The sequence below is a fragment of the Pseudomonas sp. AK-TSAG1-1 genome, from assembly GCF_056821665.1.
The window spans coordinates 5618991-5634897 of the sequence record NZ_CM165965.1; the positions used below are offsets into that span (position 1 = coordinate 5618991).

Annotated in this window: 12 protein-coding genes and 1 pseudogene; 1 reads left to right on the forward strand and 12 read right to left on the reverse strand. The window is 61.4% G+C overall.

The annotated features are described in order from the left end of the window. Positions 1-2 precede the first annotated feature (2 nt). Positions 3-596, reverse strand: coding sequence for an aminodeoxychorismate/anthranilate synthase component II (locus AC1UK9_RS25535; protein ID WP_025113531.1), 594 nt, complete (start codon positions 594-596; stop codon positions 3-5). 408 nt (positions 597-1004) lie between these two features. On the opposite strand from AC1UK9_RS25535, the gene estP reads away from it, so the two are divergent. Further along, positions 1005-2915: an esterase EstP gene (gene estP, locus AC1UK9_RS25540; protein ID WP_473013729.1), complete on the forward strand. Its 1911-nt coding sequence runs from the start codon at positions 1005-1007 to the stop codon at positions 2913-2915. 175 nt (positions 2916-3090) lie between these two features. Here the strand turns inward: estP and trpE are convergent, their stop codons facing one another. The 11 genes and pseudogenes from trpE to AC1UK9_RS25595 form a co-directional block, all read right to left on the reverse strand. Then, positions 3091-4572 (reverse strand): anthranilate synthase component I, encoded by a 1482-nt coding sequence (gene trpE / locus AC1UK9_RS25545; protein WP_473013730.1) that lies wholly within the window; start codon positions 4570-4572, stop codon positions 3091-3093. A 71-nt stretch (positions 4573-4643) separates the two neighbouring features. Further along, complete coding sequence (locus AC1UK9_RS25550) at positions 4644-5462, reverse strand: phosphoglycolate phosphatase (RefSeq protein ID WP_102356217.1); 819 nt, start codon at positions 5460-5462, stop codon at positions 4644-4646. Further along, complete coding sequence (gene rpe / locus AC1UK9_RS25555) at positions 5459-6133, reverse strand: ribulose-phosphate 3-epimerase (protein ID WP_003228808.1); 675 nt, start codon at positions 6131-6133, stop codon at positions 5459-5461. The genes AC1UK9_RS25550 and rpe overlap by 4 nt, the downstream gene beginning before the upstream one ends. A gap of 113 nt (positions 6134-6246) precedes the next feature. Continuing rightward, positions 6247-7395 carry an iron-containing alcohol dehydrogenase gene (locus tag AC1UK9_RS25560; RefSeq protein WP_025113556.1) on the reverse strand — a complete coding sequence of 383 codons (1149 nt, stop codon included), beginning with the start codon at positions 7393-7395 and terminating at the stop codon, positions 6247-6249. A 223-nt stretch (positions 7396-7618) separates the two neighbouring features. Then, positions 7619-7723: pseudogene (locus AC1UK9_RS25565) on the reverse strand (ABC transporter permease); the annotation flags it as partial. Between the two features lie 184 nt (positions 7724-7907). Next, a complete protein-coding gene (locus AC1UK9_RS25570) occupies positions 7908-8732 on the reverse strand; it encodes an ABC transporter permease (protein ID WP_007966446.1) in 825 nt (274 codons plus the stop codon). Between the two features lie 12 nt (positions 8733-8744). Then, a complete protein-coding gene (locus AC1UK9_RS25575; protein ID WP_482578708.1) occupies positions 8745-9992 on the reverse strand; it encodes an ABC transporter permease in 1248 nt (415 codons plus the stop codon). A 160-nt stretch (positions 9993-10152) separates the two neighbouring features. Then, positions 10153-11196, reverse strand: a complete 1044-nt coding sequence (locus tag AC1UK9_RS25580) for an ABC transporter substrate-binding protein (protein ID WP_025113554.1) — start codon at positions 11194-11196, stop codon at positions 10153-10155. A gap of 48 nt (positions 11197-11244) precedes the next feature. Next, the gene (locus AC1UK9_RS25585) at positions 11245-12369 is read right to left on the reverse strand and encodes an ABC transporter ATP-binding protein (protein WP_025113553.1); all 1125 of its coding nucleotides are present in this window, start codon (positions 12367-12369) and stop codon (positions 11245-11247) included. A gap of 354 nt (positions 12370-12723) precedes the next feature. Continuing rightward, positions 12724-13353 (reverse strand): response regulator, encoded by a 630-nt coding sequence (locus AC1UK9_RS25590; protein ID WP_003228820.1) that lies wholly within the window; start codon positions 13351-13353, stop codon positions 12724-12726. 125 nt (positions 13354-13478) lie between these two features. Further along, entirely contained in the window at positions 13479-15875 is a 2397-nt protein-coding gene (locus tag AC1UK9_RS25595; protein ID WP_482578709.1) for a PAS domain-containing sensor histidine kinase, read from the reverse strand. Positions 15876-15907: the final 32 nt, after the last annotated feature.

Below are 15907 nucleotides of genomic sequence, written 5' to 3' on the forward strand. Positions count from 1 at the left end.
CCTTAGCGCGTGCCGCCGGTTTGTTTGAGGAAGTTCGCAAACAGTTCATGACCCTGCTCGGTCAGAATCGACTCGGGGTGGAACTGTACGCCCTCAATGTTCAGAGTCTTGTGACGCAGGCCCATGATCTCGTCGACGCTGCCGTCATCGTGCTGGGTCCACGCGGTCAGCTCCAGGCAATCAGGCAAAGTATCGTGCTTGACGATCAGCGAGTGGTAACGGGTAACCGTCAGCGGATGATTCAGGCCGGCAAAAACGCCCTTGTCCTCGTGGAATACCGGGCTAGTCTTACCGTGCATCACTTGGCGGGCACGCACCACATCGCCGCCGAAGGCCTGACCGATGGACTGGTGACCCAGGCACACACCGAGAATCGGCAGTTTGCCGGCGAAATGCTTGATGGCTTCGATGGAGATGCCGGCTTCGGTCGGGGTGCATGGACCGGGGGAAACCACGATGCGCTCCGGGTTGAGCGCTTCGATTTCAGCGATGGTCAGCTCGTCGTTGCGCACGACTTTGACTTCGGCACCCAGCTCGCCAAGGTATTGCACAACGTTGTAAGTAAAGGAGTCGTAGTTGTCGATCATCAGCAACATGGCGTTTCGAACCTCTTGAATTCTGACTTGAAGACAGCCTTCAGATGACTTGCCCGCAGGGCGCTGCACGATGTCGGACGCGGGAATGCGCGTCGGCACAGCGGGATATCAAACGGGCAAGGAAGGCAAAGCGATACAGATCCGGCGGGGCCGGCAGAAAAGATTCAGGCGCGCCAACGCCAGCGGGCGTGTGCCTTGATGACTTGATCCAGAAGTTTGCTGGTGATCAACACGGGGAAGGTCTCGTTCATACGTTCCAGCACAGTAACTTAGCTGGGCAGAGCGTGCAATATGGCGGGGCCGGCAGGGGGTCAAACTTTAGGAGGGTTCACGACCGATGGCAAAAGGCCGGAAGTTTTTGGTACTGTCGTTTCGTTCACCTACAACAATAAATAAACGGACTTGCTCATGATCAAACAGACGTTGTTTGTACCGCTCGCCGGATGCCTGCTCGCCATGGCATGTGCCCAGGCGTACGCAGCACCCGCTCCCTACTCCAACTTCATCGTCTTCGGCGACAGCCTGAACGATGCCGGGACTTTCAAGGACACCGGCGGCCCGGCCGGCGCCACACAGCGCTACACCAACCGCACTGGCCCGCTGTACAAGGATGGCACCGGCGAAAACCGTGACCTCAACGCCACCCAGATCATCGGCGGCAAACTGGGGTTCAGCCCGGATCAGACAGCGTCCTCGTCCTCTGCCGTGCGTGCCGGTGAGGGTCTGGCGGATGGCAATAACTGGGCAGTGGGTGGCTACCGCACTGACCAGATTCTCGACTCGATCACCACGCAATCGGCCACCGGCGAGCGCACCCGCAGCGGCTATCTGCCCTCGAACGGCCTGCGCGCCGATCCGAATGCCCTGTATTACCTGTCCGGTGGCGGTAACGACTTCCTTCAGGGCCGCGTGCTCAGTCTCGATCAGGCCAACGCGGCAGCCGATCGCCTGGCCGACAGCGTGCGTACGCTGCAAGGTGCCGGCGCCAAATACATCATGGTCTGGCTGCTGCCGGACATCGGCCTGACCCCGGCGATCAACGGCTCGCCACTGCAGGGTTTCACCTCGCAGCTCAGCGCCCAGTTCAACACTGAGCTGGTCAGCCAGTTGCAAGGCATCAGCGCCGAAATCATTCCACTGAACATTCCGGTGCTGCTCAAAGAGGCCTTCGCCAATCCGGCGCAATTCGGTCTCGCGACAGACCAGAACCTCACGGCCACCTGCTTCAGCGGCAACAGTTGCACGGAGAACGCCAAATACGGCATCAACAGCGCCACCCCGGATCCGACCAAGCTGATCTACAACGACGCGGTGCACCCGACCGAAGCTGGCCAGCGGCTGATTGCCGATTACGCCTATTCGCTGCTGGCGGCACCGTGGGAACTGACCCTGCTGCCGGAAATGGCCCAGGGCTCGTTGCGCGCGCATCAAGATGAACTGCGCAACCAATGGCTGGCCGACTGGGAAAACTGGCAAGGCATCGGCCAATGGCGGGCGATTGTCGCCGGTGGCGGTCAACATCAAGATTTCGACGGCCAGCACAGCGCAGCCAGTGCCGACGGCAATGGCTATAACCTGAACATCGGCGGCAGCTATCGCGTCAACGAAGCCTGGCGTGTGGGCGTGGCGGCAGGTCTCTATCACCAGAAACTCGAAGCTGGCGATGCTGACTCGCAATACAAGCTCAACTCCTACATGGGCACCGCCTTCGCCCAGTATCAGCAAAACCGCTGGTGGGGCGACCTGGCAATGACCGCCGGCAAACTCGACTACGACAGCCTCAAGCGTAAATTCCAGCTGGGGGTGAACGAGCGCGGGGAAAAAGGCGACACCGACGGCTACGTGCTGGCGATCAGCGGCCGCATCGGCTACGACATCGCACAGCAGGCCAGCAGTCCGTGGCATCTGTCGCCGTTCGTCAGCGCCGATTTCGGCAAGACCGAAGTGGATGGTTACTCGGAAAAAGGCGCGGACTCGACGGCGCTGACCTTCGATGACCAGTCGCGCAACTCGCGGCGCCTGGGTCTGGGTATCCAGGGCAAGTACCAGATCACCGCGCAGACCGAGGTGTTCGGCGAGTTCGCTCACGAACGTGAGTACAACGATGATCGGCAGGACCTGACCATCAACCTCAACAGCCTGCCGAATAACCGTTTCACCCTGGAAGGCTACGAGCCGCAGACCAATCTGAATCGCCTGAACCTGGGCGTGAGCCACAAACTCACGCAGGACCTGGCCCTGCGCGCCAGCTACAACGTGCGCAAGGATGATGACTTCACCCAGCAGGGGGTCAACCTTGGAGTCAGTCTGGATTTCTGATCTGTAGGCATAAAAAACGCGGCGCCCTCACAGGCGCCGCGTTTTTTTATGCCTGACCACAACACAATGTGGGAGCGGGCTTGCTCGCGAAAGCGGTGTATCAGTCGACATCAATCTTGAATGTCAGTCCGCATTCGCGAGCAAGCCCGCTCCCACAGAGGAGGATTGTGTGCACTCAGCTTTCCGGGGTTTGCTCGGCCAGGGCAACGGCGCGGAACATCGCGCGGCGCTTGTTCAGGGTTTCTTCCCATTCCAGCGCCGGCACCGAGTCGGCAACAATGCCGCCACCGGCCTGCACGTGCAGTTCGCCGTTTTTGATCACCGCGGTACGAATCGCAATCGCGGTGTCCATGTTGCCGTTCCAGGCGAAGTAACCGACCGCGCCGCCATACACGCCACGCTTGACCGGCTCCAGTTCGTCGATGATTTCCATCGCGCGAATCTTCGGCGCGCCAGACAAGGTGCCCGCCGGCAGGATCGCCCGCAGTGCGTCCATTGCCGTCAACCCGGCCTTCAACTGGCCGGTGACGTTAGAGACGATGTGCATCACGTTGGAATAGCGTTCGATGACCATTTTCTCGGTGAGCTTCACCGAACCGATTTCCGAAACCCGCCCGGTGTCGTTACGACCGAGGTCGATCAGCATCAGGTGCTCGGCGATCTCCTTGTCGTCCGACAGCAGATCCTCTTCCAGCGCCAGATCCGCTTCTTCGGTAGCACCCCGCGGACGCGTACCGGCAATCGGGCGCACGGTGATCAGGTTGTCTTCGACCCGCACCAGCACTTCCGGGGAACTGCCGACGACGTGGAAGTCGCCGAAGTTGAAGAAGTACATGTACGGCGTCGGGTTGAAGCAACGCAGAGCGCGGTAGAGATCAATCGGCGCTGCCTTGAAGTCGATCGACATGCGCTGCGACGGCACGACTTGCATGCAATCACCGGCAAGGATGTACTCCTTGATGGTGTCGACGGCTTTTTCGTAGTCGTCCTGAGTGAAACTGGAGCGAAATACCGGATCAGCCGCTTGCTGCTTGCTGAAGTCCAGGCCACGGCGCGGGGTGATCGGCTGGCGCAGTTTTTCCAGCAGCGCCTGCAATTGCGCCTGGCCCTGTTCGTAAGCATCGGCGTGCGCCGGGTCGGCCAGGACGATGGCGTGCATCTTGCCGGCGAGGTTGTCGAAAACGACGACGGCATCGGACACCATCAGCAGAATGTCCGGCACACCCAGCGGATCCGGGTTCGGGCATTTGCCCAGACGCTTTTCGACATAGCGCACGCAGTCATAACCGAAGTAACCGACCAGACCACCGTTGAAACGCGGCAGACCGGCAACGGTCGGCACGTTATAGCGAGCCTTGAAGGCTTCGACGAAGGCCAACGGATCTTCAACGTCGTGGCTTTCGGTCTCGACGCCATCAACGGTGATGCTCACGTGGTGGTCGTGAACCCGCAGCACGGTGCGACACGGCAGGCCGATGATCGAGTAACGGCCCCATTTCTCACCACCCTGCACCGATTCGAGCAGGTAGGAGTTGGGCTGGTCGGCCAGTTTCAGGTAGATCGACAGCGGCGTGTCGAAGTCGGCCAGGGTTTCGCAGGCCAACGGAATGCGGTTGTAGCCGTCAGCGGCCAAGCGCAGGAATTCTTCGCGGATCATAAGGTGCCTCGTGGTGTGAGGTGCAAATCAGTCAGGTGTGCAAACGCGCCGGCAGGCCGGCCAGGAACAAGTCAGGCGCGCCAACGCCAGCGGGCCAGGGCCTTGATGACTTTCATCCAGAGTTTGCGGGTGACCACCACGATGGCGTTTCCAGAATGGGATTGAGAAGCGTCGGCCAACGTTATCTCAGCGGCTGTACCGAGGCAACCGGGAATTAGCTTGCGCAGGTCGTCGATCACCAATGCCGGCGATTCCTCGGCAATTGGTCGGCCGTGGTTGTAGCCATAGCTCAGCGCCACGCATTTGACCCCCGCCGCTTTCGCCGCCAGCACGTCGCTGCGCGAGTCACCGACGAACAGCGATTGCGAGGCCGGGATGTTGGCCATTTTCATCACGAAGAACAGCGCGGCCGGGTCGGGCTTCTTCTGCGGCAGCGTATCGCCGCCGATGATCCACTTGAAGTAGCGGCCGATCTTCATCTGATCCAGCAGCGGCGCGACAAAACGCTCCGGCTTGTTGGTGATCAGCGCCATCGCCACGCCCTGTTTGTGCAACCACTTGAGGGTGTCGCGCACGCCGGGATAGACCACGGTCAGCTCATGGCTCGCGCCGTAGGCTTCCATGAACACTTCCAGTGCGTGCTCGGCTTCAACGTCATCCACCGCAGAATGATCGATGCCGCCGGCCAGCGCCCGGCGCACCAGCACCGGTGCGCCGTTGCCGACCCACTCGCGCACCGACTCGATACCGGCAGGCTTGCGGCCGAGGGAGAGCAGCATGGTGTCCACCGCCGCCGCCAGGTCGGGAACCGAGTCGATCAGCGTGCCATCCAGATCGAACATCACCAACCGTGGCAGTTGCCCCGGGAACAGCTGCTCAAAACCGCTCATGGGCGCGCCAGCGCCAGTTCGGAACGCATCTTGTCGATGACTTCCTGATAGTTCGGCGCATTGAAGATCGCCGAGCCGGCGACGAAAGTGTCCGCACCGGCCGCGGCGATTTCACGGATGTTGTTGACGTTGACGCCGCCGTCGATTTCCAGACGGATGTCGCGGCCCGAGGCATCGATGATCGCCCGCGCTTCGCGCAGTTTGTCGAGGGTGCCGGGGATGAACTTCTGCCCACCGAAGCCCGGGTTGACGCTCATCAGCAAGACCATGTCGACCTTGTCGATCACATACTTGAGCACGTCCAGCGGGGTCGCCGGGTTGAACACCAGGCCGGATTTGCAGCCGCCTTCACGGATCAGTTGCAGCGAACGATCGACGTGCAGCGTGGCTTCCGGGTGGAAGGTGATATAGGTGGCGCCGGCCTCGATGAAGTCGCCAACGATGCGATCCACCGGGCTGACCATCAGGTGCGCGTCGATCGGCGCGGTGATCCCGTACTTGCGCAGTGCGGCGCAAACCATCGGACCGATGGTCAGGTTCGGCACGTAGTGGTTGTCCATGACATCGAAGTGGACGAAGTCGGCACCGGCGGCCAGAACGTTGTCCACTTCTTCGCCGAGGCGGGCGAAGTCGGCGGAGAGAATCGACGGAGCAATTACGAAGGGCTGCATGACGCACCTTTTCTGAGCTAAATCACGATGGCGCGCATTGTAGCCTCATGCATTGACGCGCGCACCGTAACCGCGATGATTGGGTTGTGCCATGAGCACTGACCGAGCGCGGCTCAATAAGCCGCGCGGTAGATTTTCTCGATGTCTGCGGCGCTGAGCTTGCGCGGGTTGTTGCGCATCAAACGCTCGATCCCCGCGGCCTCCACGGCCATGGCCGGGATCGCCTCTTGCGGCACACCGAAACTGCGCAGCCCGGCCGGAATCTCCACCGCCGCACACAGTTCGCTCATCGCCTGCACGGCTTTGTCCGCCGCCTCCATGGCACTCAGATGCGCAGTCTTCACCCCCATGGCTTCGGCGATATCCTGCATGCGCTCGACGCAGGCCATCTTGTTCCAGGTCATGACATACGGCAGCAGCAACGCATTACTCACGCCATGGGCAATGTTGAAACGCCCGCCCAGCGGGTACGCCAGCGCATGCACCGCGCCAACCCCCGCGTTGCCGAACGCCATGCCGGCCATCAGGCTGGCGGTGGCCATGTCTTCCCGGGCCTGCAGGTTCGCGCCGTTGGCGTAGGCCTTGGGCAGCGACCTGGCGATCAGCTTGATCGCGCCGAGGGCCAGCGCGTCGGTGATGGGCGAGGCGTTGACCGACAGATAGGATTCGATGGCATGCACCAGTGCATCCACACCACTGGCGGCGGTGACGCTGCGCGGGCAAGTCAGGGTCATTTGCGGGCTGACCAGCGCCACGTCCGGCAATAGATAGTCGCTGACGATGCCTTTTTTCAGTTGCGCGACCTTGTCGGAAAGGATCGCCACGTTGGTCACTTCCGAACCGGTGCCGGCGGTGGTCGGGATGGCAATCAGCGGCGGGCCTTTGCGTGGCACCTGATCGACGCCGAACAGATCCTCCAGCGCGCCGTGATAACCGGCGTAGGCCGCGACACTTTTGGCGATGTCGATGGCACTGCCGCCGCCGAGGCCGATCAAGCCGTCATGCCCGCCTTCGCGGTACACGCGCATGCAGTCTTCGACGATGGCGATTTCCGGGTCGGGCAGCACCCGGTCGAAGATCTCGTACTCGCGCCCGCCCAATTGGCACAGCGCCAGCTCCACGGTGCCGGACTTGACTAGCGCGGCGTCGGTAACGATCAGCGGGTTGTCGATATCCAGGCGAGTGAGTTCCGCCGCCAGTTGCTCGATAGCCGCAGCGCCGGTGATCAGTTTGTGAGCGATTTTGAACTGGGACAGACTCATCGTGCGCAGCCTCTTATAAATGTGGGAGCTGAGCACAAGCGTAGCTGAGGGTTTGGGGTTGTCTGCCATTCACTCCATGAATGACCCAAACCTCTGAACACACCAAAAATCCCCTGTGGGAGGGGGCTTGCTCCCGAAGGTGGTGGGTCAGTCGACATCTATTTCAACTGTTCCACCGCTTTCGGGAGCAAGCCCCCTCCCACAGTTTTCACCGAGTACGGCTTCAGACCTGAGCGGTGCGCAGTTTCTCGCTACGACCGCGCAACCATTCCAGAGTCAGTAGAAGGATGACGGAGAAAGCGATGAGTAATGTGGGAGCTGAGCACAAGCGTAGCTGAGGGTTTGGGGTTGTCTGCCATTCACTCCATGAATGACCCAAACCTCTGAACACACCAAAAATCCCCTGTGGGAGGGGGCTTGCTCCCGAAGGCGGTGGGTCAGTCGACATCTATTTCAACTGTTCCACCGCTTTCGGGAGCAAGCCCCCTCCCACAGTTTTCACCGAGTACGGCTCAGACCTGAGCGGTGCGCAGTTTCTCGCTACGACCGCGCAGCCATTCCAGAGTCAGAAGAAGGATGACGGAGAAAGCGATGAGTAACGTCGCGGCAGCTGCAATTGTCGGGCTGAGGTTCTCGCGGATCCCGCTGAACATCTGCCGTGGCAAGGTCGCCTGCTCGGGGCCGGCGAGGAACAGCGTCACGACCACCTCATCGAACGATGTCGCAAAGGCAAACAGCGCCCCGGAAATCACCCCCGGTGCAATCAGCGGCAAGGTCACCCGGCGGAACGTGGTCAGCGGCGAAGCACCGAGGCTGGCCGCCGCCCGCACCAGGTTGTGGTTGAACCCCTGCAACGTCGCCGACACGGTGATGATCACGAACGGCACACCCAGCACCGCGTGCACCACGATCAGCGAGAAGAAGCTGTTGCCCAGCCCCAGCGGCGCGAAGAACAGATAACTCGCCACACCGATGATCACCACCGGCACCACCATCGGCGAAATCACCAGCGCCATCACCAGCGACTTGCCGGGGAAGTCGCCACGGGTCAGACCGATCGCGGCCAATGTGCCGAAGACCATCGCCAGTACGGTCGCGGCGGGAGCGACGATGATGCTGTTCTTCAGCGAGCGCATCCATTCGGCTGAGGCGAAGAAGTCCTGATACCAGTGCAGGGAAAAGCCTTGCAGCGGATACACCAGAAAACTGCCCGAGTTGAACGAAAGCGGCACGATCACCAGCACCGGCAGAATCAGGAACAGCAGGATCAGGCCGCAGAGAATCCGCAAGCTGTAGAACCACACCCGTTCGATGGGCGACATGTAAGGACTCAGCATTTCAAATTCCCCTTAGCTCAGGCGCAGGCGACTGGCGCCCACCAGCCAGCTGTAGATCAGATAAAGCACCACAGTCGCCAGCAGCAACAAGCCGCCCAGCGCAGTGGCCATGCCCCAGTTGATGCTGGTGTTGGTGTAGAACGCGACGAAGTAACTGACCATCTGATCGTTCGGGCTGCCGAGCAGCGCCGGGGTGATGTAGTAGCCGATGGCGAGGATGAACACCAACAGGCAACCGGCGCCGACGCCGGCATAGGTCTGCGGGAAGTACACCCGCCAGAAACTGGCGAATGGATGGCAGCCCAGCGAGATGGCGGCGCGCATGTAGGTGGGCGAGATGCCTTTCATCACGCTGTAGATCGGCAGGATCATGAACGGCAGCAGGATGTGCACCATCGAGATGTACACACCGGTGCGGTTGAACACCAACTCCAGCGGCTTGTCGATGATGCCCATCGCCATCAGCGCGCTGTTGATCAACCCGCCCGATTGCAGCAGCACGATCCATGCTGCGACCCGTACCAGAATCGAGGTCCAAAATGGCAGCAGCACCAGAATCATCAGCAGGTTGCTTTGGCGCGACGGCAGGTTCGCCAGCAGGTAGGCCAGTGGATACGCGAGGAACAGGCAGATCACGGTGATGATCAGGCCCATCCAGAACGTGCGCGCAAAGATGTCGAGGTAGATCGCCTGATCCGGCGTGGCCGGGGCCAGTTCGCCGAGGTCGTCGATGCGGTGATCGACCGCTGCCAGCAGGTAATACGGGGTGATGCTGCTGGTGTTGCGTTTGACCGCCTGCCAGTAGGCCGGATCGCCCCAGCGCTCGTCGAGGCCTTCGAGTGCTTCTTTATAGGAGGCCGGTTCGCTGGTGAACGGCAGCGCCCGGGCAGTTTTGGTCAGCAGGCTGCGATAGCCGGCCAACTCCATGTTCAAGCGCTTGGACAAGTCGCCCAGCGTCTGGTTTTTGCGGGCTTCGGCAAGGTCTTCGCCCGCCGCTTTGTACACCGGTTCAGCGGGCAGGCCGCGACCGTCCCAACTGGCGATGGCCGCCACGGTGCGCGGCATGCCGCCGACCACTTCCGGGTTACCGACGCTTTTGTAGAGCAGCACCACGATCGGCACCAGGAACACCAGCAACAGAAACAGCACCAACGGCGCAATCAACGCCTGGGCCTTCCAGCGGTTGACCCGTTCGGCGCGCTTGAGCTTCTGCTTCAAGGTGGGGCTGGCGCCCTCGTTCAGGGGAACGGCGATGGCCATGACGTACTCCGCAAATCTTTGATCGTTACAGAGGCAGTGAACCGCCTCGAACTTTTAAATGTGGGAGCGGGCTTGCTCGCGAAGGCGGCGTGTCAGTGGACATCAATGTTGAATGTGCTGACGCTTTCGCGAGCAAGCCCGCTTCCACAGGGTCGTGCGCTTACTTTGCTGCCCAGGAATTGAAGCGCTGCTCCAGTTGCTCGCCGTTGTCAGCCCAGAAGCTGACGTCGATCTGCACCTGATTGGCGATGTTTTCCGGGGTAGTCGGCATGTCCTTCAGCACGTCCTTGCTCAGCAGCGGGACTGCTTGAGTGTTGGCCGGGCCGTAGGCGATGTTTTCCGAGTAGGTCTTCTGCTGCTGCGGCTGGACCGAGTAAGCAATGAATTTCTTCGCCGCTTCAGCACGCGCCTTGTCCAGGCCTTTGGGGATGGCCCACGCGTCGAAGTCGTAGATCCCGCCGTTCCACACCACTTTCAGGTTGGATTCTTTCTGCACCGCAGCGATACGACCGTTGTAGGCCGAGCTCATGACCACGTCACCGGAAGCAAGGTACTGCGGCGGTTGCGCGCCGGCTTCCCACCACTGGATGCTTGGCTTGAGTTCATCGAGCTTCTTGAACGCACGGTCCTGGCCATCTTTGCCAGCCAGCACTTTGTAGACGTCTTTCGGCGCCACACCGTCGGCCATCAACGCGAATTCCAGGGTGTACTTGGCGCCTTTACGCAGGCCACGCTTGCCCGGGAATTTCTTGGTGTCCCAGAAATCGGCCCAACTGGTCGGCGCGGTTTTCAGCTTGTCGGCGTTGTAGGCCAGCACGGTCGACCAGACGAAGAAGCCCACGCCGCAAGGCTGGATCGCACCCTTGACGTAATCTTCAGACTTGCCGAACAGCGCCGGGTCCAGCGGCTCGAACATGTCTTCATCGCAACCACGGGCCAATTCTGGCGATTCGACTTCCACCAGGTCCCACGACACGCTCTTGGTGTCGACCATGGCTTTGACCTTGGCCATTTCGCCGTTGTATTCGCCGGCGACGATCTTGCCGTTACCCGCTGCTTCCCACGGTGCATAGAAGGCTTTGACCTGCGCAGCCTTGTTCGCCCCGCCAAACGACACCACAGTCAAATCCGGGCCAGCAGCCATTGCGCTGGCCGCCCCCATCAGGCCCAGGGTCAGGGCGGTGAACTTCAGGGATCTCAACATTTATTGTTCTCTCCACGTGCAGGGTTGGTGTTGGTATTGCGGGGGCGATCAGTTCGCCTCTAACAGCGGGTCAAGTGCACGTACGTGCTCGACCTGCCAGCCAAGCGGTACCACGTCCCCGACCGCGAGCGCTGGATCGAGCTCGGCAATCGGCTGTTTCACGAAGAAGTCGGTCTTGCCGCAGACTTCCAGGCGCACCCGGACGTGGTCGCCCAGATAGATGAATTCCGCCACCCTCCCTGAGAAGCGGTTGACGCATTGATCGCTCGAGCCATTGAGACTGACGCGTTCCGGACGAATCGACAGGGTCACCGGTTCGCCGGTCTGGCCGACGTTGACCGCCAGCGCCTCGACCTTTTCGCCACGGCCCAGCTCGACCACGCAGCGCTCACCGCTCTGGCTGAGCAGGCGGCCATTGAGGCGATTGTTCTCGCCGATGAAGTTGGCGACGAAGGTGTTTTTCGGTTCTTCGTAGAGGGTGCGCGGCGGGGCAATCTGCTGGATCTCGCCCTGGTGAAACACGGCCACGCGGTCGGACATGGTCAGGGCCTCGCCCTGGTCGTGGGTCACGTAGACCACGGTCACGCCGAGGCGTTGGTGCAGGTGCTTGATCTCCATCTGCATGTGTTCACGCAACTGTTTATCGAGGGCACCCAGCGGTTCGTCCATCAATACCAGCTGCGGTTCGAACACCAGCGCCCGGGCCAGCGCCACCCGCTGCTGCTGACCACCGGACAGTTGCGCCGGATAACGCGCAGCGAAGGCGTCGAGCTGGACCATGCTCAGGACTTTCTTGACCTTGTCGCTGACGTCGCTCTTGTTCAGGCCACGCACGGTCAGCGGGAAGGCGAGGTTTTCGGCGACGGTCATGTGCGGGAACAGCGCGTAGTTCTGAAACACCATGCCGATGTCGCGCTTGTGCGGCGGCACGTTGTTGATTGCGCGGCCAGCCAGGAGGATTTCGCCGGCGGTCGGCGTTTCGAACCCGGCGAGCATCATCAGACTGGTGGTCTTGCCGGAGCCGGACGGCCCGAGCAGGGTCAGGAACTCGCCCTTGCGAATGTCCAGGTTGAGGTCTTTGACGATCAGGTTCTCGCCGTCGTAGCTCTTCTGCACTCCACGAAAGCTGACCAGCACGTCACTGGCCCCTGCGTTTGAATCGACCTGGCTCATACCCACACCTTTGTTATTGGTAACTGCTGTGGATTAAGCCTAGTGGCTGGCGCCAGCCACGCAAATCGGGGCGCAGGAGAGAATCGCCTCAGCCGGATGGAAGGTTGGGGGTAGGGATTGCCCTACAAGGATGGCGCGTTTTGGCAACCGCAGCGGCAAGCAACAAGCGGCGAGCCGCAAGAACAGGCAAAAGCACATGTCGTTAATGGATATGAGCTCAATCCTGAGCACGGTGAAGATCTTATGTGGGAGGGGGCTTTCTCCCGAATGCGGTGTGTCAGTCGCTAAATAAGTTGGATGGCCCACCGCATTCGGGAGCAAGCCCCCTCCCACAGTTTTAGATTGCGGTGTGGCTCAGAGGAGTTTGTGTTCCATCGCGTACTTCACCAGCTCGGCCAGCGAGGTGATGTTGAGCTTCTGCATCAGCCGCGCCTTGTGGGTGCTGATGGTCTTGCTGCTCAGGGCCAGTTGCTGAGCGATATCGTTGACGTTGGCGCCCTGGGCCAGGCGCTCGAACACCGAGAACTCACGTTCGGACAGCAGCGAATGCAACGGGCGCGTGTCGGTCAGGCCGACTTCGAAGACCATCCGGTCAGCCAGCTCCGGGTCGATATAGCGCCCGCCGGCCGCGACTTTGCGAATGGCCGTCAGCAACAGCGCCGGATCGCTGTCCTTGGTCGCATACCCCGCCGCGCCCACCTTCAGCGCGCGGGCGGCCATTTGCGCTTCATCGTGCATCGACAGCACCAGAATCGCCGGCGGATTGTTCAGCGCGCGGATCCGCGGGATCGCCTCCAGCCCGTTGACCCCAGGCATCGAGATGTCCAGCAGCACCACCTCGCACGGCACACTGCGCAGGGTCTCAAGCAACTGCTCGCCATTGCTCGCCTCGCCCACGACTTGCAGATCCTTGGCCAGGCCGATCAATTGCTTGATCCCTTCACGGACGATGGTGTGGTCTTCGGCTACCAGTACACGGATCACGTTCTTCTCCATTGTTCTTCTTCAGCGTCAGGATCATTCGCGAGCAGGCTCGCTCCCACAGGGAAATGCATTCCAATGTGGGAGCGAGCCTGCTCGCGAAGAGGCCAGCATCAACACCACAAAAATCAGACCTCGGTCACCGGCACCCACACCACCAGACTGGTGCCCTCCCCCGGCTCACTCTCAAGCAGCAAGCGCCCGCCCATGATCAGCACGCGCTCGCGCATGCCCACCAGACCAAAGGAAGTCGAGCGGCCGGTGGCGGCGACAAAGCCTACGCCATCATCACTGACCGTCAGACACAATTCGTCGCCTTCCAGCGCCAGCGTCAGCTCCACAGTATGCGCCTGGGCATGGCGCATCACATTGGTCAGCGCCTCCTGCAAAATCCGGAACAGCCCGATCGCCTTGGCATCGCTGAGCGCCGGCAGATTGTCCGGCACCTGCACCAGACACGGAATCTGCGTGCGCGCCTCGAACCGCCGCGCCTGCCACTCAATCGCCGAGGCGATCCCGGCGTCGAGAATCGGCGGCCGCAGCGCGGTCGCCACGTCGCGCACCAGCTGAAACAACTGGGCGATCAGGCGTTTCATGCTGTTCAACCGTTCATTCAGCCCCGGATCGAGTTGCGCATAGGCCAGCTCGCACATCGAGGTTTCCAGTTTCAGCACCGTGAGCATCTGTCCCAGCTCATCGTGCACTTCCCGGGCAATGCGCGCCTTCTCTTCTTCACGCACGCTCTCAAGGTGCGCCGACAGCTCGCGCAGTTGCTCGCGGGACGCCGCCAGTTCCAGTTCGATGCGCTTGCTTTCGCTGATGTCCCAGACAATACCGTCCCAGACATAGGCACCGTCCTCCAGTTGCCGGGTGATCGCCTTGATCTCGGCCCAGCGTTGCTCGCCCTGCCGGGTGAGGATGCGACCCTGCCACGACCAGTCGCTGTCAGTGTCCAGCGCTTGATCCTGGGTCTGGTGATAACTGGCCTTGTCATCGGGATGCACCAGACTGCGCAGGCCCATGTCACGGTGCGCGATGGTGGCCGGTGCGTAACCGACCAGACTTTCGCTGCCCTCACTGATGTAGGCGAAATCGATCTGCCCGGTCACCGGTGCGCGCTCGAGGCGGAACACCAGCCCCGGCACGTTGGCGGCGATGCCCTGCAGGCGCGCTTCACTCTCCTGCAAGGCGGCCAGCGCGCGGCGGCGCTCGGTGACGTCGGTGAGATAAACCACCAGGTACTCGCTGTCGCGAAACCGCAGAAAACTCAGCGATACGTCCGCCGGCAGAACGCTGCCATCGGCGCGCACGCAACTGGTTTCAAAGCTCAACGGCCCTTCTTCACTGGCCCGCGCACGTTTCCACAGGTTGAGCCAGCGGTCCATGTGCAGACCGGGCTCGAAGTCGATCAGCGGCCGTTCGATGAGCGCGCCCTGTGGATAACCGAGCATGCTTTCCGCCGCCCGGTTGGCGTAGCGCACATGGCTGTCCCAGTTGACCCAGAGAATGCCGACGGTGCTTTGGTCGATGGAAAACTGGGTCAGGCGCAGGGCCTCTTCGCTGGCTGCGCGCAGGGCGATGTCTTCTCGCGCTGCCAGTAACCGATGTTCAAGGCTGTGCTGCTGACGCCGCTGCCACCAGACAATGGCGATACAACTGAGCAGCATCACGGCGAACAGCAGGCTGAGGTTCTGCCAGAACCCTGGCGACTCCGACAGACGTGGATACTTGGGTTGAAGCCATTGCGTGTGCAGGCGCTCCAGATCCTTGGCCGGGATCGCCCGCAACGCGCTTTCGACAATTGCGGCCAGCTGCGGCCAGTCGCGTCGCGTAGCCACCCGCAACAGTTGCGGCAGCCCGATATCACCGACCACCACCAACCCGGCGAACTCAGGTTCGGCGGACAAGCGCCCGAGTTGCGCCTCATCCACCACGGCGTAGGACGCCTGCTGACTCAACAGCAGTTGCAGCGCCTGACGCTCCAGCGGCACGCCTTGCAGATTCAGGTGCGGATAATTGCTGCGCAAATAATCGGCGGTGGCGCTGGGCATGCGCACAGCGACGCGGGCCAGGCTGTCGACTTTCTCCAGCTCCACCACGCCGCCGCTCTTCTGGTCGCTGACCACCAGTTGCGGTACGCGCATGTACGGATCGGAAAACAGCCACAGCCGCAGCGCCCCGGGGGTCTGGGTCAGGCCCGGGGCAATGTCGATTTCGCCTTCGCGGGCTGCGTCTTCCAGTTGCGCCAGATCCTGGAAATTGCGCCAGCTCAGCTCGACGTTCAACGTCTTGGCCAGTGTCTTCATCAATTCGACGTTGGCCCCGGACAATCGCTGCAGACGCCGATCGTATTGCGCGTACGGCGTCTGCAGGACCAGGCCTACCCGCAACTCACGGTGCTGCGCCAGCCACTGCTGCTCACTGAACGTCAACGGCGCGGCATGCGCTGCCGGCGCAGACGCTGCCCAGCCCATCAAGGGAAAACACAACCAGCCGATAACCCACAGGCAGCAAAAACGCATCATTGAAGTCTCGTACACTGACAAATTCTGACCAA